At 44.3% G+C, this 23,285-nt stretch carries 19 protein-coding genes; 4 read left to right on the top strand and 15 right to left on the bottom strand.

The features are described from left to right. Positions 1-82: 82 nt before the first annotated feature. From nuoF to hexA, 6 genes are all read right to left on the bottom strand, one after another. Entirely contained in the window at positions 83-1,447 is a 1,365-nt protein-coding gene (nuoF, locus tag HGO23_RS07745; protein WP_209028478.1) for an NADH-quinone oxidoreductase subunit NuoF, read from the bottom strand. After that, on the bottom strand, positions 1,444-1,989 hold the full coding sequence (gene nuoE, locus HGO23_RS07740) for an NADH-quinone oxidoreductase subunit NuoE (protein WP_099135746.1): 546 nt from the start codon (positions 1,987-1,989) through the stop codon (positions 1,444-1,446). Before nuoE ends, nuoF begins: the two co-directional genes overlap by 4 nt. A gap of 2 nt (positions 1,990-1,991) precedes the next feature. Continuing rightward, entirely contained in the window at positions 1,992-3,791 is a 1,800-nt protein-coding gene (gene nuoC / locus HGO23_RS07735; RefSeq protein WP_209028477.1) for an NADH-quinone oxidoreductase subunit C/D, read from the bottom strand. A 92-nt stretch (positions 3,792-3,883) separates the two neighbouring features. After that, positions 3,884-4,558 (bottom strand): NuoB/complex I 20 kDa subunit family protein, encoded by a 675-nt coding sequence (locus HGO23_RS07730; protein WP_099135748.1) that lies wholly within the window; start codon positions 4,556-4,558, stop codon positions 3,884-3,886. A gap of 15 nt (positions 4,559-4,573) precedes the next feature. Then, on the bottom strand, positions 4,574-5,047 hold the full coding sequence (locus tag HGO23_RS07725) for an NADH-quinone oxidoreductase subunit A (RefSeq protein WP_099135749.1): 474 nt from the start codon (positions 5,045-5,047) through the stop codon (positions 4,574-4,576). Between the two features lie 708 nt (positions 5,048-5,755). Further along, the gene (gene hexA / locus HGO23_RS07720) at positions 5,756-6,721 is read right to left on the bottom strand and encodes a transcriptional regulator HexA (RefSeq protein WP_099135750.1); all 966 of its coding nucleotides are present in this window, start codon (positions 6,719-6,721) and stop codon (positions 5,756-5,758) included. A gap of 801 nt (positions 6,722-7,522) precedes the next feature. Between hexA and HGO23_RS07715 the strand changes: the two genes are divergently transcribed. Further along, positions 7,523-8,737, top strand: coding sequence for a pyridoxal phosphate-dependent aminotransferase (locus tag HGO23_RS07715; protein ID WP_099135751.1), 1,215 nt, complete (start codon positions 7,523-7,525; stop codon positions 8,735-8,737). Positions 8,738-8,786: 49 nt separating this feature from the next. Here HGO23_RS07715 and HGO23_RS07710 read toward each other — a convergent pair whose 3' ends face one another. Beyond that, positions 8,787-8,945 (bottom strand): hypothetical protein, encoded by a 159-nt coding sequence (locus tag HGO23_RS07710; RefSeq protein WP_209028476.1) that lies wholly within the window; start codon positions 8,943-8,945, stop codon positions 8,787-8,789. Here HGO23_RS07710 and yfbR point away from each other — a divergent pair. Continuing rightward, a complete protein-coding gene (yfbR, locus tag HGO23_RS07705) occupies positions 8,937-9,518 on the top strand; it encodes a 5'-deoxynucleotidase (RefSeq protein WP_209028475.1) in 582 nt (193 codons plus the stop codon). The genes HGO23_RS07710 and yfbR overlap by 9 nt on opposite strands. 60 nt (positions 9,519-9,578) lie before the next feature. Here yfbR and HGO23_RS07700 read toward each other — a convergent pair whose 3' ends face one another. The 3 genes from HGO23_RS07700 to yfbV all read right to left on the bottom strand — a co-directional run bounded on the left by HGO23_RS07700 (position 9,579) and on the right by yfbV (position 12,855). After that, the gene (locus HGO23_RS07700; protein ID WP_209028736.1) at positions 9,579-11,408 is read right to left on the bottom strand and encodes an SLC13 family permease; all 1,830 of its coding nucleotides are present in this window, start codon (positions 11,406-11,408) and stop codon (positions 9,579-9,581) included. Between the two features lie 127 nt (positions 11,409-11,535). Continuing rightward, positions 11,536-12,210, bottom strand: coding sequence for a sugar phosphatase (locus tag HGO23_RS07695; protein WP_099135753.1), 675 nt, complete (start codon positions 12,208-12,210; stop codon positions 11,536-11,538). A gap of 189 nt (positions 12,211-12,399) precedes the next feature. Beyond that, positions 12,400-12,855, bottom strand: a complete 456-nt coding sequence (gene yfbV, locus HGO23_RS07690; protein WP_099135754.1) for a terminus macrodomain insulation protein YfbV — start codon at positions 12,853-12,855, stop codon at positions 12,400-12,402. 255 nt (positions 12,856-13,110) lie between these two features. Here yfbV and ackA point away from each other — a divergent pair, with 255 nt between their 5' ends. Both ackA and pta read left to right on the top strand, forming a co-directional pair. After that, positions 13,111-14,313, top strand: a complete 1,203-nt coding sequence (gene ackA, locus HGO23_RS07685) for an acetate kinase (RefSeq protein WP_099135755.1) — start codon at positions 13,111-13,113, stop codon at positions 14,311-14,313. A 97-nt stretch (positions 14,314-14,410) separates the two neighbouring features. Beyond that, positions 14,411-16,555: a phosphate acetyltransferase gene (pta, locus tag HGO23_RS07680; protein ID WP_209028474.1), complete on the top strand. Its 2,145-nt coding sequence runs from the start codon at positions 14,411-14,413 to the stop codon at positions 16,553-16,555. Between the two features lie 312 nt (positions 16,556-16,867). On the opposite strand, the gene HGO23_RS07675 is transcribed toward pta, so the two are convergent. From HGO23_RS07675 to astA, 5 genes are read right to left on the bottom strand one after another with little or no spacing between them, the layout of a single operon-like run. Beyond that, positions 16,868-18,286, bottom strand: a complete 1,419-nt coding sequence (locus HGO23_RS07675; protein ID WP_209028473.1) for an amino acid permease — start codon at positions 18,284-18,286, stop codon at positions 16,868-16,870. A gap of 47 nt (positions 18,287-18,333) precedes the next feature. Further along, a complete protein-coding gene (gene astE, locus HGO23_RS07670; RefSeq protein ID WP_209028472.1) occupies positions 18,334-19,323 on the bottom strand; it encodes a succinylglutamate desuccinylase in 990 nt (329 codons plus the stop codon). A 12-nt stretch (positions 19,324-19,335) separates the two neighbouring features. After that, positions 19,336-20,679, bottom strand: coding sequence for an N-succinylarginine dihydrolase (astB, locus tag HGO23_RS07665; RefSeq protein WP_099135759.1), 1,344 nt, complete (start codon positions 20,677-20,679; stop codon positions 19,336-19,338). Between the two features lie 51 nt (positions 20,680-20,730). Further along, positions 20,731-22,209: a succinylglutamate-semialdehyde dehydrogenase gene (gene astD, locus HGO23_RS07660; protein ID WP_209028471.1), complete on the bottom strand. Its 1,479-nt coding sequence runs from the start codon at positions 22,207-22,209 to the stop codon at positions 20,731-20,733. Beyond that, positions 22,206-23,267 (bottom strand): arginine N-succinyltransferase, encoded by a 1,062-nt coding sequence (gene astA / locus HGO23_RS07655; protein WP_209028470.1) that lies wholly within the window; start codon positions 23,265-23,267, stop codon positions 22,206-22,208. The genes astD and astA overlap by 4 nt, the downstream gene beginning before the upstream one ends. Between the last annotated feature and the right edge of the window lie 18 nt (positions 23,268-23,285).

The raw sequence follows: 23,285 nt of genomic DNA, 5'->3' as shown, positions 1-23,285 counted from the left end.
CGTGGCAGGCGTTAATCAAAAATTCTGCTTTAACAAACCGTTCTTGCGCGACATTCTTACAGGTTATTCCTGTAAACCCGTCTTACCAACGCTGCTTGAGCAGGTTCGGCTGAATGCCCGCAATCAGGCTGGTATTTCCGTAATCTTTGGTGACAATTCCTGCTTCAAATTCTTCGCGGAAATATTTGATCGCACTCTGCAAAGGTTCTACGGCACCGGGTGCATGAGCACAGAAAGTTTTGCCGGGGCCGAGGAAACGGCAGAGTTGTTCCAAAGTTTCGATATCACCAGGCTGACCTTTCCCCTCTTCAATGGCGCGGAGGATTTTTACACTCCAAGGCAGACCATCACGGCATGGTGTACACCAGCCACAGGATTCACGGGAGAAGAATTCTTCAAGGTTACGGGTCAGGGAAACTATGTTGATCTCATGATCAACTGCCATTGCAAGAGCTGTTCCCAAACGGCTGCCAGCTTTGGCGATATTTTCGAAATCCATCGGCAAATCAAGGTGATCTGCTGTCAGAAAATCGGTTCCCGCCCCACCTGGCTGCCAAGCCTTGAATTTCAGCCCATCACGCATACCACCAGCATAATCTTCAAGAATTTCACGGGCCGTGGTGCCAAAAGGCAGCTCCCAAAGGCCCGGATTTTTGACCCGGCCAGAGAACCCCATCAGTTTAGTGCCAGCATCTTTACTTTTGCCTTCACTTAGACCGATGTACCACTCTTTACCATGTTCGAGGATGGCAGGAACGTTACACAGTGTTTCAACGTTATTGACACAGGTCGGTTTTCCCCAAACACCAGAGGTTGCCGGGAATGGAGGTTTGGAACGAGGGTTCGCACGACGCCCTTCAAGGGAGTTAATCAGTGCAGTTTCTTCACCACAGATATAACGTCCCGCGCCGGTATGAACAAATAACTCAAAATCAAAACCGCTGCCCAGAATATTTTTACCAAGCAACCCCGCCGCTTTCGCTTCTTCAATTGCTTTACGCAGGTGAACCGCAGATTCAACATATTCACCACGCAGGAAAATATAGCCACGGTATGCTTTCAAGGCAAAAGCACTGATCAGCATTCCTTCCACCAGCAAGTGCGGTAGTTGCTCCATCAACAAGCGGTCTTTATAAGTGCCCGGTTCCATTTCGTCAGCATTACACAACAGGTAGCGGATGTTCATGCTTTCATCTTTCGGCATCAGGCTCCACTTCAACCCTGTGGAGAAACCTGCGCCACCGCGCCCCTTCAAACCGGCATCTTTTACTAATGTGGTGACTTCATCAGGCGCCATGCCTTTCAGTGCTCTTTCGGCTCCCTTGTAGCCATTCTTGCTAAGGTATTCATCCAGCCAGACAGGTTGTTGGTCATCACGCAACCGCCATGTCAGGGGATGAGTTTCCGCCGTGCGGATAATTTCTTTCACTCCTGAATGCGTTGTCATTGATATTGCTCCAGCAATTTTTCAATTTCTTCGGGTTTCACATAACTGTGGGTATCATCATCAATCATCATGGTTGGCCCTTTATCACAGTTACCCAGACAGCAGGTTGGCAATAATGTGAAACGCCCATCTGTTGTGGTTTGACCCGGACGAATGTTCAGGTGTTTTTCTATTGCTGCCTGAACCCCCTGATAGCCCGTGATGTGACAAACAACACTGTCACAATAACGAATAATGTGACGCCCTACTGGCTGACGGTAAATCTGGCTGTAAAATGTCGCCACACCTTCCACATCACTGGCAGGAATACCTAAAACTTCAGCAATGGCTGAGATCGCACCATCCGGCACCCAACCACGCTGTTTTTGCACAATTTTCAGTGCCTCAATTGACGCTGCACGCGGATCTTCGTAGTGGTGTTTTTCCTGCTCAATGGCATCACGTTCTCCGATACTCAGCACAAACTTATCCGGTGTCTGAGCGTCCGTTACGTTAACCACATCAAGGCGTGCTTGCTTGTTTGCGTTAAATTCACTTTGCATCGTTAGCGATCCACATCAGACATAACAAAATCGATACTACCCAGATAAACGATCAGGTCAGAAACCAGACTGCCGCGGATCACCGATGGGATCTGCTGTAGATGAGCAAAACTCGGTGTGCGGATACGGGTGCGGTAACTCATGGTGTTACCATCACTGGTCAGGTAATAACTGTTGATTCCTTTAGTCGCTTCAATCATCTGGAATGATTCATTGGCAGGCATAACCGGCCCCCATGACACTTGAAGGAAATGGTTAATCATGGTTTCGATATGTTGCAGGGTACGCTCTCTGGGTGGTGGCGTGGTCAGTGGATGATCAGCCTTGAACGGGCCTTCCGGCATGTGTTTAAGGCACTGTTCAAGGATGCGCATACTCTGACGGATCTCTTCCACTTTCAGCATCACACGGTCATAACAGTCGCCGTTATATCCCGTCGGTACTTCAAAGTCGAAGTTTTCATAACCGGAATAAGGACGCCATTTACGTACATCGAAGCTAATACCTGTTGCGCGCAAACCCGCCCCTGTTACGCCCCAATCCAGTGCCTGTTTAGCATTGTAAGCAGCCACTCCGACAGAACGTGCCTTCAGGACACTATTTTTCAATGCCGCTTTAACATAGGAATTCAAACGTTTCGGTAGCCAGTCCAGCAACTCACGCAGGAGTTTATCCCAGCCTCGCGGCAAGTCATGGGCAACACCACCAATACGGAACCAGGCCGGGTGCATACGGAATCCGGTAATGGCTTCAACAATATCGTAAACTTTCTGGCGGTCAGTAAAGGCGAAGAACACCGGGGTCATTGCACCAACGTCTTGAATAAAGGTACTGATGTAGAGCAAGTGGCTATTGATGCGGAACAACTCAGACAACATGACGCGGATAGCTTTCACGCGCTCAGGCACCTCAATGCCAGCCAGTTTCTCAACGGCAAGCACATAAGGCATTTCATTGACACATCCCCCCAGATATTCGATCCGGTCGGTATAAGGGATATAACTGTGCCATGACTGACGTTCCCCCATTTTTTCCGCGCCGCGGTGGTGATAACCAATATCAGGAACACAATCAACAATCTCTTCACCATCAAGCTGAAGAACAATGCGGAATGCACCGTGAGCCGAGGGGTGATTTGGCCCAAGGTTAAGGAACATAAAGTCCTCATTTTCAGTGCCGCGTTTCATCCCCCACTCTTCTGGTTTGAAAGTCAGCGCTTCCATTTCCAGATCTTCTTTCTGCTTGGTCAATATGAAAGGATCAAATTCTGTGGCGCGCGCAGAATATTCCTTACGCAGCGGATGACCTTCCCAAGTTGGTGGCATCAGGATACGACGTAAATTCGGATGACCATTAAATGTAATGCCAAACATTTCCCACGTTTCACGTTCATACCAATTGGCATTCGGGAAAATTGATGTGATGGTCGGGATATTCAGGTCTTTTTCATTGAGCGCAACTTTCAGCATGATGTCACGATTACGCTCAATGGAAATCAAGTGATAAAACACCGAAAAGTCCGCCGATGGCAGACTTTGTCGGTGAGAGCGCTGACGCTCATCAACACCATGCAAGTCAAACAGCATGACATAGGGTTTGGGCAACTTCTTCAGGAACGTAATTACTTCCAGCAATTGTTCCCGCTTTACCCAGACAACCGGCATACCGGTTCGGGTAGGCTGGACGGTAAACGCATCAGGGCCAAATTGGCGATTAAGCTCACTTACGACCGGATCATCTGTGTGATCCCTTGTTTCCCAAGCAGGCCGTACGCTTTCTTGCGCTATCTGATCTGTCATCATTCTTCACCACAACGCTTGATCAGGGTTTAATGTGATCGCAACACATTTTTGGGTTACGACATTGCTCTGGTTATTCTTAATGGCTAAAAGCCTTAAATTTCATCTGGGGTACGCAGGTTTGTCACTGCAATACGTTCACCGCGCTTCCGTTCTCTTTCTGATTGCATATTTGCGCGGTAAACCCCCTGATCACCAACAACCCATGACAGTGGGCGACGTTCTTTGCCAATAGATTCCTGCAATAACAACAGTGCCTGCATATAAGCTTCAGGGCGGGGTGGACAGCCCGGAATGTAGACATCAACAGGAATGAACTTATCAACTCCCTGAACGACGGAGTAGATATCATACATACCGCCTGAGTTTGCACAGGCTCCCATCGAAATAATCCACTTTGGTTCCAGCATTTGGTCATATAAACGCTGGATCACAGGAGCCATCTTGACGAAACAAGTGCCTGAGATCACCATGAAATCAGCTTGACGGGGAGATGCCCTCAGTACTTCTGCACCAAAGCGGGCTACGTCATGAACGGCGGTAAAAGACGTCACCATTTCTACATAACAACAAGAAAGACCAAAGTTATAAGGCCATAAGGAATTCTTTCTTCCCCAATTCACCATGTCATGCAGAGCATGTTCTAATTTACCCATATAGACACTACGGTGGACGTGTTGCTCAAGGGGATCGCTGACAAGCTCCTGTTTTTGCAGGGGATAACGGTCATTCTCACCGTTCGGATCTATGCGGGTGAGCGTATAATCCATCTTTATGCCTCGCTATTACTGCATGTGACTGTTGTTGGTATTAACATTAGCGGTATGAGCATCAACACTGGGTTTACTGACCTGACGCCTTGAACGTGCGGGTGTCCAATTCAATGCCCCGATACGTGCCAGATAAACCAAACCTGCCAATAACACCAAAATGAAAATGCTTGCTTCGGCAAAGCCCAACCAGCCACTCTCTTTGATAGAGACTGACCATGCATATAAGTAAAGGGCTTCAACGTCGAAGATGACAAAGAACATGGCAACCAGATAAAACTTTGCCGACAGACGGAGACGGGCACTGCCGACAGAATCAATACCCGATTCATAAGGTATATGTTTTGCTCTGGCTTTCGCTCTGCCCCCAAGAAAGTACGCACCCAGTAACATGAGTGCACACAAACCAAGAGCACCTATCAGGAAAATCGCAAACGCCCAGTGATGGGCCAAAACTCCAGTAGATAAAACTCCAGTAGATGTAGACATACTCGTTGCTTACTCATCAAAAGTGGTGTCAAGGGTCTGCTCTTTTTGCCGGCAGTATTGCACCACATCGATTCATGGGAAGGGATAACAACCAAATCTGAAACAGTGCTAATCAATTTTTTTGATGGCATGGATCGTCTTGGTTTTTATTCCTCTCAACACTTTTATCTGTCATGACAAAAGCGCCTGCTTATTTATTTACAAAGCACACACCTTTGATTAACAGTTTGTGCTTATATATCGCTAAAACGTGTCAGTAGAATAAAAAACTATCAACACATTATAACTAGTTTAACCGATAACTCGACTTTACTACACTATTATCTCAGGAAAAACCTGTCTTTCCACTGTACCGATTGGGATATTTTTATGATCAAGTGCACAGTTTCATTGAAAAACATTAAACAGAAGAACATAACTTATTCAATTCTTAATGGATTGTTTCAAAAAGAAACGATTGAAGTTCAATAGCACAACTATTTCTGAAAATAGATTTATTTTATCAATTTAAAAAACGAAAGTTGTTAACAAAACAACATTGTTTTAACTAAAATTCGAAAGGGATAAGAAAATTAATAGGGGATATTTTTAGTGGTAAATATCAGAAATGGGAATGGAAACATGAAAGAATTATTAATAGCAACTTAGAAACAGGCTAATATTTCCACAAATAAAATGGAAATATTAGCCTATAAAACACACGTAATATTACTCGCTTATATTTTCTATCGAAGACTCTTCAGTAGATTCAACAGATTCATCAATGCCGTCTGTTTCATCCGATTCAACTGATGTCACGGTATAAGGTGTTTTCTTATTTTCTATAGCATCGAAAACAGTCAGGACAGATTCATTTTGTTCGTTACTGTTGCGATACAAAAAGAATTGTATTTCAGGTAAACGTGGTAGCCCTTCACTTTCTCCCAAAATTCTTAAATCTGCGTTCTGCATTTCCAAAGGACGAGCAGTGATACCAACCTCTGCGTTGACAGCAGAACGAACAGCAGATATAGACGCGGCTTCATAGGCGATACGCCATGGAATACCACTCATATCAAGTGTTTCAAGAGCAATCTGACGGAACGTGTTGGTTTCGTCCATTACGACTAAAGGTACAGGCTCATTCATCTGTAACTGGAAATCTGGTGCACAGTGCCACAGTACAGGCGAAGAACGTAATACAGTACTAGGATGGTGATTAATTTTTGCTGTGGTTAATGCTAAATCAATTTCATGGTTATCCAGCATACTTTCAATAAACTGACTACGTTTAATACGCACATCAACAGCTATACGCGGATAGACAGAAGCAATACGGTTCAACAGGAAAGGCAGGAGAGTATCAACTGTGTCATCAGACGCTCCTATCCTGAGTTCACCGTCTGCATCATTGTATGTTAATGACGCGGTAGCATCGTCATTAGCACGCAGGATTTGGCGCGCATAACCAAGAAGTTGAAGCCCGTGCTCGGTAAGAAGCTTATTACGCCCGTGGCGAGCAAATAACTCTCTCCCCACAAGGTGCTCTAAACGTTGCATTTGCTGACTGACAGCCGACTGCGTTCTACAAACTGCTGCTGCTGCTGCTGCAAAAGTATTTAAGTCAGCAACGGCAACGAAAGTTCTTAGCAGATCGAGATCGAGGTTTATTATCTGACGATTTGCATTTATCATTGTTTATTCATCACTTTTTTTTGATTTTAATTACTAACTAACCTGGTGTTTTTACTTCAGCAGTATCAAATAAAATAATACCGATTCTGACATTACTCTACTCTATTAAAGAGGGCAAAGGTTTACTGCATTTTTTTACTATTTATATCATCATGGGTTTTATTTTCTCCTTTATTTAACAAAATTTATGCAATCTTTAAATTAATACACAAACAAAAACCTATTTACCTCACATAATCACTAATTTCCAGTACAAATAGTCTTTTTCTGACTTACCGCAAAGAATAACATAACTTCAATTCGGAAAACTTAACCAAACTAAACAATATTAGTATTTTTAATGAATTAATACTTTTCTCGAAAAGTCATGAAAATGTTACAGGTAAAAATTCAAAAACATTGCCAAAGTATCTATGATAAAACCCTTAATTAATTTTATGTCGGCAAAGATAAATTATAAGAATACATTATACAAATTATCTTACTTTTATTGACAATTCAGCTTGCATTTCTGCTTTAGGTTAAAGAATCAGTGCCAGATGCTTTCTCATCTCAGTCAGCCAACTAAAAACAGCTCATTATGCAGAATTAAATTCCAACATAATAAAAAAAATTGAAACTATAATCCAATAAATCTGATGTTTTCAGATAGCAGACTTATGCATTAGACTTTAAAACAATCATTTTCACCAAAGATATCAGAGGCTCTTCAAAAGATTGACAGAGAGGAGTACATTGAACATCACATTTTGTAGGCCGGATCAGATCCACTTTTGCCCAGAGAAAAGGTTAAGGCATCGTATGTTTTCCATTAATAAATCCAGCAAATTAGATAATGTCTGTTATGACATTCGAGGTAATACACTCAAAGAAGCCAAACGGCTTGAAGAGGAAGGGAATAAGGTACTGAAATTAAACATTGGTAATCCGGCCCCATTTGGTTTCGAAGCACCTGATGAAATTTTAGTTGATGTCATCCGCAATTTGTCAACAGCCCAGGGCTATTCTGACTCAAAAGGTCTGTACTCTGCGCGCAAGGCAGTCATGCAACATTATCAGGCCCGAAATATGCTGGATGTTACCGTTGAAGATATCTTTATTGGTAACGGTGTTTCTGAACTTATTGTTCAGTCTATGCAGGCCTTGCTCGATACTGGCGATGAAATGCTGGTTCCAGCTCCCGATTATCCACTCTGGACAGCCGCCGTTTCTCTCTCCAGCGGCAAATCTGTCCACTATTTATGTGATGAACAACAAGGCTGGTTCCCTGATTTAGATGATATCCGCCGTAAAATCACACCACGTACCCGCGGTATTGTCATTATTAACCCGAACAACCCGACAGGGGCGGTATACAGTAAAGAAATCCTGCTGGAAATTGTGGAAATTGCCCGCCAGCATAATCTGATTATTTTTGCTGACGAAATTTACGACAAGATCCTATATGATGACGCTCAACATCATTCCATCGCCACACTGGCACCAGATCTTTTTACCGTCACCTTTAACGGCCTGTCAAAAACCTATCGTGTTGCGGGATTCCGTCAGGGTTGGATGGTACTGAATGGCCCGAAAAAACAGGCAAAAGGCTATATTGAAGGATTGGAAATGTTGGCATCTATGCGTCTTTGTGCCAACGTCCCGATGCAACATGCAATTCAAACTGCATTAGGTGGCTATCAAAGCATCAGTGAGTTCATTTTTCCGGGAGGACGCCTCTATGAACAACGCAATCACGCCTGGGAGCTGATTAATCAGATCCCAGGAATTTCCTGTGTGAAACCCATGGGTGCTTTATATATGTTCCCTAAAATTGATACCAAGCGTTTCAATATTTATGATGACCAGAAAATGGTCTTGGATCTTTTACTACAGGAAAAAGTGTTGTTGGTTCAGGGAACTGCATTTAACTGGCCAGAACCAGATCACTTCCGCATTGTTACCCTGCCACATATCGCGGATCTGCAAATGGCTATTGAGAAATTTGCCCGTTTTATCGGTAAATATCACCAATAAACATCAAAAAAATGACTAAACGCTATTCGATTAGATAAGCATCAAGATATTAGTCAACTTCAAGATGCAGCCAACAAAGCTGCAACTTGAAGCATAAAACATGTAATACTGTCTTTTTCAACCGCAAATGGTTTACTTCCGTCCAGCCAACGCCCACAATCATAATCATAATCACGTTGTCCCATAGCAAGAGAAGATTATGAGCCATTTTTTCGCCCAATTATCCCGCCTAAAATTGATTAATCGTTGGCCTCTTATGCGAAACGTACGTAAGGAAAATGTTTCAGAACACAGCTTACAGGTTGCATTTGTCGCACATGCACTGGCGATAATAAAAAACCGTAAATTTGGTGGCAATATTAATGCTGACCGGATCGCAATATTAGCAATGTATCATGATGCCAGTGAGGTTATTACTGGTGATCTACCAACGCCAATAAAATACTACAATCCTCAAATTGCCCATGAATATAAAAAAATAGAAAAGATCGCCCAACATAAATTATTAGATATGTTACCAATTGAATTACAAAATGATTTTCGCCCTATTTTAGACGATCAATATTATACTGAAGAAGAAACTAATATTATTAAACAAGCTGATGCGTTATGTGCTTATTTAAAATGTTTGGAAGAATTATCGGCTGGCAATTCTGAATTCAATCAAGCAAAAATCAGGTTAGAAAAAACATTAGAAAAACGTCACAGCCAGGAAATGGATTATTTCATAACCGTATTTGTTCCAAGCTTCAGCCTCTCTCTTGATGAAATTAGCCTATAAAATCAGTCTGTAAAAACAATCGGGCAGCTTCATGTTTTCGCGAAGCTGCCCGTTATAGCATCAGAACGGAAAAAGAACGGGAATAATTGCCACACTGATCCCCAATACAATGAATGTAAAAGGCACGCCCAGTTTCAGGAAATCAGCAAATCGATATCCTCCCGGCCCTAATATCAGAGTATTGACGGGAGAAGAAACCGGAGTCATAAACGCCGCTGAAGCCGCTACCCCAATTATCATCGCAAAAGGCAGTGGAGATACCGACATCTCTTTGGCGGCAGCAATGGCAATAGGTGCCATCAACACGGCTGTTGCGGTGTTGGAAATAAATAATCCAATAACGGCACAAAGCACAAACAGGCATATCAACATGGCTCGTGGCCCCATATTACCAGCGATATCCATTAATCCACTGACAATTAAATCAATCCCACCGGTTTTTTGTAATGCCAGTGCAAACGGCATCATACCAACAATCAGAATGAGACTTGGCCAATGAATGGCACGATAAGCACTTTCCATATCAATACAGCGAAATTTTCCCATCAACAGGCAGGCAATCAGAGCGGCGATAAAATTGGGAATTTCATTGGTCAACATCATTGCCACCATTAAAGCAAGACAAAACAACGCATGAGGTGCCTGAGATGCTGCCGGTGCGGCACTTTCCACTTCAATGGGCAAATTCAGCACGATAAAATCAGGCGCTTTGGTTTTCAATTCCCGTACTAACTTCCAGTCACCAATGACCAGCAACATATCACCAAGCAGCAGAGGTTCATCAACCAACTTACCGACCAATGCTTTACCACTGCGTCGGATACCTACTACGTTAAGCCCATAGCGTGTACGGAATTTCATACTGCGCAACGATTGTCCCAACAAATCCGATTCAGGGAGCACAGATATTTCCGCCATGCCGACATCACGGGATTGATCAGAGAAATATTCCCCGCGTAATACCATAGGTTCTAACTGTTGTTCGCTACAGAATTGCCGCAAATCCACATCACTGTCAGACATATCTACCAGCAGAACATCTTGTTGCCGGAATTCCGTTTCGCCGGTTGCAGCAACCATCACACGCCGGAATTTTCGCCAACGCTCAATACCGATAACATTAGCCCCATAACGTGCACGCAATCCCAACTCATCCAGAGAGTGACCAATCAATGGCGAATTTTGCCGGATAGCAAGACGACGGGCGCGCCCGGATAATTTATAGTCACGGATAAGATCACGAAATGAACGATGGTAACGCTCATCAGTTTTCTGGGGAGTTTTGCTTCCCAGCCAATGGCGGACAATCAGCATATAAACAATCCCCGCCAACAAAACTAAAATACCAATAGGTGTAATGGAGAAAAAACCAAAGCCGTGTAACCCTTCACGGACTAACTCACTATTCACCACCATATTGGGAGGAGTCGCAACCAGTGTCATCATGCCACTGATCAGGCCGGCAAACCCTAATGGCATCATTAACCGCCCCGGTGAAGTCTGCATTCTGGTCGCCACACTTAAAACAACAGGGATGAAAATAGCAACAACCCCTGTGGAACTCATAAAAGCCCCTAGTCCGGCAACCGACAACATCAGCAAAGCCAGCATTCTGGTTTCGCTATTACCTGCAACCCGCACCAGCCAATCTCCCATCTGATAAGCAACACCTGTCCTCACCAGCCCTTCGCCGATAATAAACAGTGCTGCAATCAACAAGACATTGGGATCGCTGAAACCGATTGTAGCTTCATTTAAGGAGAGCGTACCGCTCAGGACAAAAGCAATAATCACCAGTAAAGCCACTACATCCATTCTGACTTTATTGGTCGTGAAAAGAACAATGGCTATCAATAACAGGGTTAATACCCACAACAGTTCGCTATTCAATACGGCCTCTATCAGAAAAGCCGGTCTGTCAACAGGCAGGCCGGGTATTATCAACAAAAACCTAATTGCCATAGGGCATGAATAGAGTAAGTAGACCAATTTTGTCAGAAAAAATCTTCGGCGTAGATCAACAAACTGCCTGATTCATAGCATAAATTGTTACATAGCCACCAGATTTAACAATTTCGATATCTTCCAGATTCGTGATAGTCATATGAATTTCATCTCTGCGTGGAATATCCGGTGAGTCATGAACGACAACGACCTGACAGCCTGCATCCAGCCCGGCATGAATTCCCGCCGCTGCATCTTCAAAGACCACACACTCTTCTGGCAACAATCCCAATTTTTGCGCGCCCAACAAATAAGGTTCAGGATTTGGTTTACCGTTTTTGACAGATTCAGCCGTTACCCAATGAGCAGGTTCCGGTAACTCCGCCACTTTATGGCGGGCAGAAGCAAGAGGAACAGTCCCCGATGTCACAATTGCCCACGGAATATCCAGCGCATTCAGTTTATCAATCAGAGCAATGGCACCGGGTAAAGCGGCAATACCTTCCGTATCTTCCGTTTCAAGTTTTTCAATCCACTTGAAAATGCTGTCAATCTCTTCTTCCGTGGCATCAGGCATAAAATGGCGTAATGATAATATCGCCGGAGTACCGTGAACATAGTTCAGAACCTCATCACGGTCGATACCCATTTTATCAGCGAACTTAATCCATGCCCGCTCAACCGCAGGCAGTGAATCAATCAGAGTACCATCCAAATCAAATAAAAAACCTCTACATTTCAGTACCAAAACCCAACTCCTTCAAATGCAGTCGTGTGTTAATAATCTGGCATATCTCAACAATATTCATTCAGGTGGCATTAACCGAGAGTAAAAAACCTGAATGAAAATCTACATAGGCAAGATAGCGTAAAAAGTTCTGAGTGGGGAATTTATCAGTCAACTGATTCAAAAACTGTCAGAATGGACTCTGACGGTTTAAATATCATCAAGGAAAGAGTTATCCAACTGTTTGAACGCCCGTTTCAGCAATTCAGCCAGTGATAAGTAAGTCGGCGTGCTTTCTACTGGCATCATTGCGATCCCGGCTTTAGCAAATTTCTCACGAATTTCATAAAACCATTTCAGCAGACTTTCAGGCAAAGGCGTTGCTGCCCGTTTTCCCAGCCACCATAACCCCTGCAACGGCAGACTACAGGCAAACAGTGCTGTCGCAACAGATGGCCCTAACTGCCCGCCCAATGCGATTTGCCAGGTTAAGGTAAAGATCGCCAATGGCGGCATAAAGCGAATGCCAAAGCGAGTCGCTTTAATAACACGGTTTTCTGGAAACACAGGCGCAAGCTGTTTTTCCAGTGGCCATATTTTCAGATATTGTTGCCCTAACTGGACTTTTTTAAACCAACCCTGGTTGACAGGTGGCGTCATATTCATCATGACCTCAATCAATTAAAAGCATAGTTTTTAAAAAATCCCTACAAAAGATAAAATCTTTTTTGTAGTATTAAGTATATTTTGTCTTTATTACTGGCAAACGGTATCCTACACAGACTTTTGTGTTGTTGCAGCAACAAAACAGAAAAACCGCCTGTTTCCGCAACATTTTGGTTCGTTTGTTAATAAATTGCTTCATTTTTTTAACACTTTTCTTATTTAAGATTAGATCACAACAAGATAATAGGTAATTCCATGTCAAGTAAGCTGGTACTGGTTCTTAATTGCGGTAGCTCCTCTCTGAAATTCGCTATCATCGATCCTGCCAATGGTGAAGAATATCTGTCTGGTTTGGCTGAATGTTTTGGTCTGCCAGAAGCCCGTATTAAATGGAAAATAGATGGCGCGAAAAACGAAGCTGCTTTAGGTGCCGGCGCAGCACACAGTGAAGCTTTGAACTTCATTGTTAATACGATTTTGTCTGAAAAGCCAGAACTTTCTGAGCAAATTTCAGCCATCGGTCACCGTATCGTTCACGGCGGTGAAAAATTCACTTCTTCTGTGATTATCACTGATGAAGTTATCAAAGGTATTGAAGCGGCGATCCCATTCGCACCACTGCACAACCCTGCACACCTGATCGGTATCGCAGAAGCGAAAAAAGCCTTCCCTCATCTGGTTGAGAAAAACATTGCAGTATTTGATACCGCATTCCACCAGTCTATGCCTGAAGAAGCGTACCTGTATGCACTGCCATACAATTTGTACAAAGAACATGGCATCCGCCGTTACGGTGCACACGGTACTAGCCATTTCTATGTTTCCCGTGAAGCAGCTAAGATGCTGAACAAACCCGTTGAAGAACTGAACATTATCACTTGCCACTTGGGTAACGGTGGCTCTGTTTCTGCCATTGTTAACGGTAAGTGTGTTGATACTTCTATGGGTCTGACCCCACTGGAAGGCCTGGTTATGGGTACTCGCAGCGGTGACATCGACCCAGCTATCGTATTCCACCTGCATGATGCAATGGGCATGAGCATTGACCAGATCAATACTTTACTGACCAAAGAATCCGGTTTCCTGGGTCTGACTGAAGTGACCAGCGACTGCCGTTATGTAGAAGATAACTACGAAACCAAAGCAGATGCAAAACGTGCAATGGACGTTTACTGCCACCGTCTGGCGAAATATATCGGTGCTTACGGTGCATTGATGGAAGGTCGTCTGGATGCAGTCATCTTCACTGGCGGCATCGGTGAAAACTCTGCTCTGGTTCGTGAGCTGACTCTGAAAAAAGTTGCTCTGCTAGGCTTTGAATACGATCACGAGCGTAACCTTGCCGCGCGTTTCGGTAAAGATGGCGTGATCACAACTGACAACAGCCGTCCTGCTCTGGTGATCCCAACCAATGAAGAATTGGTGATCGCTCAGGACTCAGCGCGCCTGACTGCATAAGTAATATAACTTCTGATAACCGCCAGCATTGCTGGCGGTTATTTATCACATTAAAGTAACGTTGATTGACTGACGAGCAACCGTTAAAGAGGTTTCCGTGTCCCGTACAATTATGTTGATCCCTACTGGCACCAGCGTTGGTTTAACCAGTGTCAGCCTGGGTGTAATCCGCTCCATGGAGCAAAAAGGCGTTCGTCTGAGTGTCTTCAAACCTATCGCGCAACAACGTAACAGTGGCTCCCAAGACAGAACCACAACGATTATCCGCTCTCACTCCAGCATTCCTGCTACTGATCCACTGGATATGGCTTATGTGGAATCTCTTCTGACCACCAACAAAAAAGATATGTTGATGGAAGAGATCGTGGCTCGCTACCACGCTAACACCAAAGACGCAGAAGTGGTTCTGATCGAAGGTTTGGTTCCGACTCGTAAACATCCATTTGCGCAGTCTCTGAACTATGAAATCGCCAAGACACTGAATGCTGAAATCGTGTTCGTTACTGCATTGGGTACTCACTCCCCGGAACAATTAAAAGAACAGATTGAACTGAGCCGCGCAGAATACGGTGGAAGCAAGAACAAGAACATCATCGGTGTCATTGTCAACAAACTAAATGCTCCGGTTGATGAGCAAGGTCGCACTCGTCCTGACCTGTCCGAAATCTTCGACGAAGCAACAAAAGCCACCATTACTAATGTTGATCCGGAAACTGCATTCAAAAACAGCCCACTGCCAATTCTCGGCTGCATTCCATGGAATTTCGATCTGATCGCCACCCGTGCGATTGACATGGCAAAACACCTGAAAGCAGACATTATCAATGAAGGTGCTATCCAAACCCGCCGTATCAAGTCTGTGACTTTCTGTGCCCGCAGCATTCCAAACATGCTGGAATACTTCCGTCCTGGCTCTCTGCTGGTGACTTCAGCAGACCGTCCTGATGTTCTGATCACTGCTTGTCTGGCAGCCATGAACGGCGTTGAAGTTGGTGCGGTCCTGTTGACTGGTGGTTATAAGATTGATGACTCCATCCGTGAACTGTGTGAACGTGCATTCAGCACCGGTTTGCCTGTATTCACTGTGAAAACCAATACCTGGCAAACTTCCCTGAACCTGCAAAGTTTCAGTCTGGAAGTTCCTGCGGATGACCACGAGCGTATCGAAAAACTGCAAAACTACGTTGCACAGCACATCAGCAACGAGTGGATTGATTCCCTGGCAGCCGCTTCTGAGCGTCCGAATCGCCTGTCTCCACCAGCATTCCGTTACCAGCTGACCGAACTGGCACGTCAGGCTGGCAAACGTATCGTTCTGCCGGAAGGTGATGAGCCACGTACTGTTAAAGCAGCGTCTATCTGTGCTGAGCGTGGTATCGCTGAATGTATTCTGCTCGGTGATCCAGAAGAAATCCGCCGTGTGGCAGCCGCTCAGGGTGTTGAACTGGGTGCTGGCGTTGAAATCATTAACCCGGCTTCTGTACGTGAACGTTATGTTCCACGTCTGGTTGAACTACGTAAAAACAAAGGCATGACCGAAGTTGTTGCCCGTGAACAACTGGAAGACAACGTTGTTTTGGGCACAATGATGCTGGAACAAAGCGAAGTTGATGGTCTGGTTTCCGGTGCTGTTCACACAACGGCAAACACTATCCGTCCACCATTGCAGTTAATTAAAACTGCACCAAACAGCTCTCTGGTCTCTTCTGTATTCTTCATGTTGCTGCCAGAACAAGTGCTGGTTTACGGTGACTGTGCAATCAACCCGGATCCAACCGCTGAGCAACTGTCTGAAATCGCGATTCAGTCCGCAGATTCTGCAAAAGCATTTGGTATCGAACCTCGTGTTGCCATGATCTCCTACTCCACCGGCAACTCTGGTGCCGGCAGCGATGTAGAGAAAGTTCGCGAAGCAACCCGCCTGGCACAGGAAAAACGCCCGGATCTGATCATTGACGGCCCATTGCAGTACGATGCGGCTATCATGGCAGACGTAGCAAAATCCAAAGCACCAAACTCTCCGGTTGCTGGTCAGGCTACTGTGTTCATCTTCCCGGATCTGAACACCGGTAACACCACTTATAAAGCAGTACAGCGCTCTGCGGATCTGGTTTCTATCGGGCCAATGCTGCAAGGTATGCGTAAACCTGTTAACGACCTGTCCCGTGGCGCACTGGTTGACGACATCGTTTATACCGTTGCACTGACTGCTATTCAGGCAACTCAGCAGGAAAACGAGTAATTTTTACGTGAGCTTGTCTTCTACAATCCCGGCTTTTAGCCGGGATTGAGTAAAACGGAATTTGGTATCACAATCACAAAGAGTTGCAAAGATATTTCAGCTTCCATCTGGTATAACAATATAAATAAAGGAATAATATTTATCCGATTAATATTTTTCCACAACCTATCTATAATAGAATTTAAATAATATTTATTTAACTCAATAAACTTAAAATATTATTAATTAATAAACTATCAGAAATAACTTCTAATAACAGTAATAGATTGAAAATTAACTGACAGTTATTTATTTTCTGATATTCAAATTCTATTAATTAATCATCTCTATAATCGTTTTCTGCTGCTTTTTCCGCATACGCCATAAAATTTCCAATATCACAAACCAGACAGGTGTGCCATATAATGCAATACGCGTATCATAATCAAAGATCATAATCACTACTGTGAAAGCAAAAAATATCAGGGTACACCATGTCATCGGAATGCCCATTGGCATTTTATATGCAGAAACCTGATGTAAATCAGGCCGTTTCTTACGGTACGCCAGATAAGCAAGCAATATCATGCACCAACTATAAACAACCATGATGGCTGCCACAGTTGAAACAATGGTAAATAACTTCATAACATCGGGAATAATAAACAGCAGAAGGACACCACTTGCCATACAGACAACAGAGAATATCAGGCTGAAAATTGGGATTGCATTACCCACCGAAAGCAACCCAAATTTACCATGTGCCAGCTTTTCCGTGGACAAGCCATACAACATGCGGGTACAGGAGTATAATCCACTGTTTGCTGAGGACATAGCTGAGGTCAGTGCCACAAAATTGATGACTGCGGCGGCGGCCGGTAATCCGGCTAATGCAAATAACGTAACAAATGGGCTGACTTCAGGAGAGATATGCGGCCATGAAGTGACGGCAATAATGCACATCATGGAAAATACATAGAAAATAATGATACGGATAGGAATACTATTAATGGATTTTGGTAAGATTTTCTCCGGCTCTTTCGTTTCAGCCGTAACTGTACCCACCAGCTCAATGCCAGTAAAAGAGAAAATGGCAATTTGAAAACCCGCCAGAAACCCGATTACACCATTGGGCAAGAATACTTCTGGCTCAGTCAGATGACGAACAGATGCTGTTACTCCATTAGGTGAAGTCCAGCCAACAACAACCATTCCTACCCCAACAATAATCAGTGCAATTATTGCCACTACTTTGATCATGGCAAACCAAAATTCAGCCTCTCCGAACAATCGCACCGTAAAAAAGTTACATAAACACATCAATCCCAAAATAAACAACGCGGTAAACCAGAGGGAAATATCAGGAAACCAGTACTGAATATAGCCACCACATACCACAACATCAGCAATGCAGCTCACTACCCAGCTCATCCAATATGTCCATCCCAGAAAATAACTGGCTTTTTCCCCTAAATAATCAGCAACAAAATCAGCGAACGTACGGTAATCCAGCTTAGTGAGCAATAGTTCTCCCATTGCTCGCATAACCATAAAGGCAAAAAAACCGATCAACAGGTAAGTCAAAATAATGGATGTGCCTGATACAGCTATGGTTTTCCCTGTTCCCATGAATAGACCTGTCCCGATAGCTCCGCCAATGGCAATTAACTGGACATGGCGTTTTCCTAATCCACGGTGAAGTTTCTGTGCACCTATCGGCTGCTCTACAGGTGTTTTTACCGTATTTGTCATCAATAACCTCCACGGTTTTCTGTTTATTATGAATTTACATAAATTGATTACATTATTTGCTCCAATAACAGACCCGCTCTTAGACCAATGGCAACATTGGCATTGGGGAACAAAATAAAGTTTGCCGGGGAAATAATTTCCCAGAATTGATTTTCCTGACTGGCAATTTCAAAACCATCCGGCAGTGCAGTGAAGTTTTTTGTATCTTCTGGAATATGAAGCCGGAAACTACTGTCTTGTTTGATAATTGAATCGATAACGCGGTAACGTTTGATTGTCGGTTTTTCCCGTTTAACAGAGAACGAGCCTGCTACCAGATCATGTAATGCCGTCGTGATATTTCTGAATTTAGTCAGCTCATTCTGTCCAAAGGGATACGCCTTGCCAATTTCCATCGTACAACTATCCATGTTGAAATATTGGCTGGTAAATTGACTGAATGTACCACCTTCACTTTTATGGAAAACCAGTGCATCAATATCGCTTCCCTCCAGCCATTGTAATAAATCAGCCGCATACTCACGCTGTTGGAAAGGTAATAACGCAAATTGTTCATGACAGGAGCCACGAATGGCAGTATGCAGATCAAGATGCCAGCGTCGTGCTGATGCCATAACCATCGGCTCCTGAAAGAATCGCTGTATCACAGATTCCAGTTCTGCTGCCCGCTCTGATTCAATCCCGGCAGGAAAATTCTGATACCGTCCACCAAACATGCGATTGAGATCATTGTGAATATAGCGCTTATTGTCACGCATGGCGGGCAAATTACCGAAAATCAGCAATAGGTTATGTTGTAATGATAAAGTTCCCTGCACCAGTTGTGATAATAATTGGAGCAGAATCTCCACAGGAGCTGTTTCATTACCATGTATCCCTGCGGAAATAATCAATGTATCGCTTTTCCTCTGTTGTGGAATTAGCTGTAATACGCCTTTCGCCAGCCATGTTGCTGTTAATGAGGGCGGGAAGCTGAGCATGTTCTCAAGATTTTTTTCAAGCGACTTCTTTTCAAGCAACAGAGAAAGTAAATCCATTTGACCTCCCGATTAACGCTGAAATTCATAGACAGAGCCAATATCGAGGATCTGAGTTAATTCATCCAGAGCAAAATAGACTTCTGTTAACAATTGTGGATCGGCCAGATCATCGGCATACAAAGAATCACGATAATGACGTTCAACCCAGTCCGTTAAACGCAGGTACAGCTCTGGGGTCATCAGTACAGCCGGATTGACTGCTGCCAATTCTTTCTCTTTCATGGCAACCCGAAGCCGCAGACAAGCCGGCCCGCCACCGTTACGCATACTTTCGCGCAAATCAAAGAAATGGAGTTTACTGATAGGTGAATTTTCTGACGCAACCAGAGACTGTAAGTACGCTGAAACATTGGCATTTTGCCGGCACTCTTCCGGCAAAATCAGCATCATGCTGCCATCAGGCTGGCTTAATAACTGACTGTTGAAAAGATAAGATCTTACCGTATCCTGAATGGTCACTTGCGATGCCGGTACTTCAATTGTGATCAACTTTTGCTCCAGATGGGCCAGTTTTTCCTTAAGTTCAGCCAATACTGACTGCTGGTTTAAAAATGCCTGTTCATGATAGAAAAAAACATTCCGGTTACTGACAGCAATCACATCGTTATGGAAGACTCCGCTATCAATAGCAATGGGATTCTGCTGAGCAAAGACAATTTGTGTTTCCTCAAGCTGATGTAATCGTGCGATGGCCTGACTTGCTTCCAATGTCTGCCGCGCAGGATAATGTTCTGATGTTATCCCATACTGAAAGGCACTACGCCCATAAACAAATAACTGCACTCCCGCTTCATCATACTCACCACAAAAACGATTATGATTTGCTGCGCCCTCATCGCCCCAATCAGCATGTTGGGGTAATGGATCATGGTGGACAAAATAGTTTTGATCGGAAAAAACCGCCTTTAATATCTGGGATGTTGTGACACTTTCCAGTGAGCGATGCAGCTTGTTATTTAAATTTGCTACCGTAAAGTGAACTCGCCGATCTGCACTATCAGCAGAAGGTGAAACTGTTGCTGCATTAGCTGTCCACATGGCAGAAGCTGAACTGAGATTGGACAGTAACAACGGTGAATAACGTGCAGCTTTACTTAATACCTGCTCATCATTGCCTGTAAACCCAAGTTGCCGCAGGGCGGGTAGATTAGGGCGTTGTTGCGGGGGCAAAATCCCCTGTACTAATCCCATATCAGACAATGCTTTCATTTTTAGTAACCCCTGAAGTGCCGCTCTACGGGGATTAGACTCTTGTCCACGATGATTCATTGAGGCTTCATTACCCATCGACAACCCGGCATAATGATGCGTCATGCCCACCAAACCATCAAAGTTTGCTTCAATTCCCGACATAATGACCTCGGTTCTTCTGCTGTTCATTGAAAATGATGTTAATCGGAAAAATTAAGAGCGGAAAAAATCAAGCCCCGGCACAGGTGTATCAGGCAGAGTTAATTTGTCTGTCGCCAGAGATGCCATCGGCCAGGCACAATAATCTGCGGCATAGTAAGCACTTGGGCGATGATTACCTGATGCGCCAATCCCGCCAAAAGGTGCTTTGCTGGAAGCGCCGGTCAATGGTTTATTCCAGTTCACAATTCCGGCTCTTGCTTCCTCTAACAAACGCTGAAAAAGACTCTCATCAGGTGATATCAATCCCGATGCCAGACCAAATCGAGTGTCATTAGCAATGGAAACAGCCTCCTCAAAACTGTCGTAGCGTTGCAAAGTCAATAGAGGGCCGAAATATTCTTCATCGGGAATATGACTGACACCCGTCAGATCGATAATACCAGGGGTCATAAATGTTGAGTGAGGATCGGGCTGTGTCAAAATGAGCAAGGCAGTACCTCCCAATGCTAATAATCGGGATTGAGCATCCAGTAAGCTTTCTGCCGCAGTCAAAGAGATAACTCCGCCCATGAAAGGTTGAGGATCTGCATCCCAACGGGATGGAACTATCTGACGCGTTGCTTCGACCAACCGCTGGATCAGTGCATCTCCCCTCTCTCCACGTCTTACCAACAACCTGCGAGCACAAGTACAACGTTGCCCGGCGGAGATAAATGCGGATTGAATAATGGTATACACGGCTGCATCCAGATCCTCATAATCATCCACGATCAAGGCATTGTTGCCTCCCATCTCCAACGCCAGCATTTTTTCCGGTTGCCCGGCCAGCAAACGGTGGAAATGAAAACCGGTTGTTGCACTGCCCGTAAACAACACACCGTCAATCTCGCAGCTATCCAGTAAAGCACCGCCAGTATCTCTGCCTCCCTGAACGAGATTCAGCACTCCCGCAGGTAAGCCCGCTCTGACCCATAAAGCCATGGTTTTTTCTGCTGTTATTGGGGTCAGTTCACTTGGTTTAAATACTAATGTGTTACCGGCAATTAATGCAGGGACGATATGACCGTTAGGTAAATGTCCCGGGAAATTGTAAGGGCCGAAAACTGCCATCACACCGTGGGGGCGATGCTGTAATATGGCTTTGCCGTCCGGCATAGTAGTTTCAGAATAACCTGTCCGTTGCTGCCATGCTTCAATGGAAATAGCAACTTTACCAATCATGGCTTGAACTTCCGCCCGGGTTTCCCACAACGGTTTGCTGGTTTCTCCACTGATCACACGGGCAATTGTTTCTTTTTCCTGTGCTAATAAATCAGCAAACGTCTGAACAATAGCAATACGCTTTTCAGCTGCCAGTTTTGCCCATGCCGGAAACGCTCTACGGGCTGCCTGGCAGGCTTCATCCACTTGATTAACAGAAGCACTATGTGCCTGCCATAAAACTTTCTGATCAACGGGTGAATGTTTGACGATCAGTACACCTTGCCCTGCAATCCAATTACCATCAATGTAATTTGCTTGATAATTCATTGTGAAGTTTCCTCAGAAAAAAGAGCAACACAGCGTACTGACTCCCCTTCCGCCACCTGAATTGCATCCATTTCTGCGGAAGTCAACTTCAATTCATTATTATTTAGTTTATGAATGTCAGCAGGATCAGGGATACTCAGTAGCAATGCTTTAAAATCCTGAAAATGTAGGTTAGAAACAATATATAATCTGCCATTACCCTGTCTGGAAACATTTTCGCATTTTTGTACAGACACAAGCTGGCTTGCTTTTACCGCCCGTACATCATCAATATCAGCCTGTAAGATGGCACCGGCATCAAAAATATCGACCAAATCGTGATAGATAAAACCTTCTTTCTCTAAAATGATACGGGCTGGCACAGTATTCTCATGTACCTGCCCGATAGCCCGTTGTGCCTCTTCAGGCAACAGAGGGACATAAATCGGATGGAACGGCATTAATTCAGCAATAAATGTTTTCGCACCAATGCCTGTTAAATAATCCGCCTGTGCAAAAGGGACATTGAAAAAGTGTTGCCCAAGAGCATTCCAGAATGGCGATTCTCCCTGTTTATTTACCACTCCGCGCATTTCCGCGAAAATAGATTTCGGAAAAAGATGACGAAAGGCCGAAATAAATAAGAACCGACTTCTGGAGAGGAAAACACCATTGCGTCCCCCATGATAAGTAGGATCAAGGAACAAGGTACACAATTCACTGCATCCGGTGTAATCCTGACCAACAATTAGTGTTTCAAAAGAGTTGTAAACACCTAATTCACGGGATGAGCGCACAGATTTCTGTACCCGGTAATTATAGAAAGGCTCCTCTAACCCAACCGCAACTTCCAGCGCACTCACCCCAATAACACGATGCTTTTCCGTGTCTTCCAGAGTAAACAAGAATCCCTGTTGTGAGCGTCCGCGGGCATCATTAAATGAATCAATACTGCGTGAAATCCGGGACGCCAAGTATTCCTGATTGTTTGGCAACGATGTTAAACCAACTCCAGCACAAGATGAGAGATTGAGAATATCCCCCAAATCTTTATGTTGAACGGATCTGAATAGCATCATGGTATCACCTCAAAACTA

This window comes from Xenorhabdus budapestensis, from assembly GCF_017743015.1.
Classification (GTDB): domain Bacteria; phylum Pseudomonadota; class Gammaproteobacteria; order Enterobacterales; family Enterobacteriaceae; genus Xenorhabdus; species Xenorhabdus budapestensis.
Note: the sequence above shows the minus strand (reverse complement) of the source record. Positions and strands in the feature narration are given on the sequence as shown.

Coding starts and splice junctions, on each gene's coding strand:
- ackA (WP_099135755.1), top strand. CDS start 13,111: ATGTCAAGTAAGCTGGTACTGGTTCTTAATTGCGGTAGCTCCTCTCTG.
- astB (WP_099135759.1), bottom strand. CDS start 20,679: ATGTCGGGAATTGAAGCAAACTTTGATGGTTTGGTGGGCATGACGCAT.
- nuoE (WP_099135746.1), bottom strand. CDS start 1,989: ATGCAAAGTGAATTTAACGCAAACAAGCAAGCACGCCTTGATGTGGTT.
- yfbR (WP_209028475.1), top strand. CDS start 8,937: ATGAGCCATTTTTTCGCCCAATTATCCCGCCTAAAATTGATTAATCGT.
- HGO23_RS07730 (WP_099135748.1), bottom strand. CDS start 4,558: ATGGATTATACGCTCACCCGCATAGATCCGAACGGTGAGAATGACCGT.
- astD (WP_209028471.1), bottom strand. CDS start 22,209: ATGAATTATCAAGCAAATTACATTGATGGTAATTGGATTGCAGGGCAA.
- hexA (WP_099135750.1), bottom strand. CDS start 6,721: ATGATAAATGCAAATCGTCAGATAATAAACCTCGATCTCGATCTGCTA.
- yfbV (WP_099135754.1), bottom strand. CDS start 12,855: ATGAATATGACGCCACCTGTCAACCAGGGTTGGTTTAAAAAAGTCCAG.
- HGO23_RS07725 (WP_099135749.1), bottom strand. CDS start 5,047: ATGTCTACATCTACTGGAGTTTTATCTACTGGAGTTTTGGCCCATCAC.
- astA (WP_209028470.1), bottom strand. CDS start 23,267: ATGATGCTATTCAGATCCGTTCAACATAAAGATTTGGGGGATATTCTC.
- astE (WP_209028472.1), bottom strand. CDS start 19,323: ATGGATTTACTTTCTCTGTTGCTTGAAAAGAAGTCGCTTGAAAAAAAT.
- HGO23_RS07710 (WP_209028476.1), bottom strand. CDS start 8,945: ATGGCTCATAATCTTCTCTTGCTATGGGACAACGTGATTATGATTATG.
- nuoC (WP_209028477.1), bottom strand. CDS start 3,791: ATGATGACAGATCAGATAGCGCAAGAAAGCGTACGGCCTGCTTGGGAA.
- HGO23_RS07675 (WP_209028473.1), bottom strand. CDS start 18,286: ATGACAAATACGGTAAAAACACCTGTAGAGCAGCCGATAGGTGCACAG.
- nuoF (WP_209028478.1), bottom strand. CDS start 1,447: ATGACAACGCATTCAGGAGTGAAAGAAATTATCCGCACGGCGGAAACT.
- HGO23_RS07715 (WP_099135751.1), top strand. CDS start 7,523: ATGTTTTCCATTAATAAATCCAGCAAATTAGATAATGTCTGTTATGAC.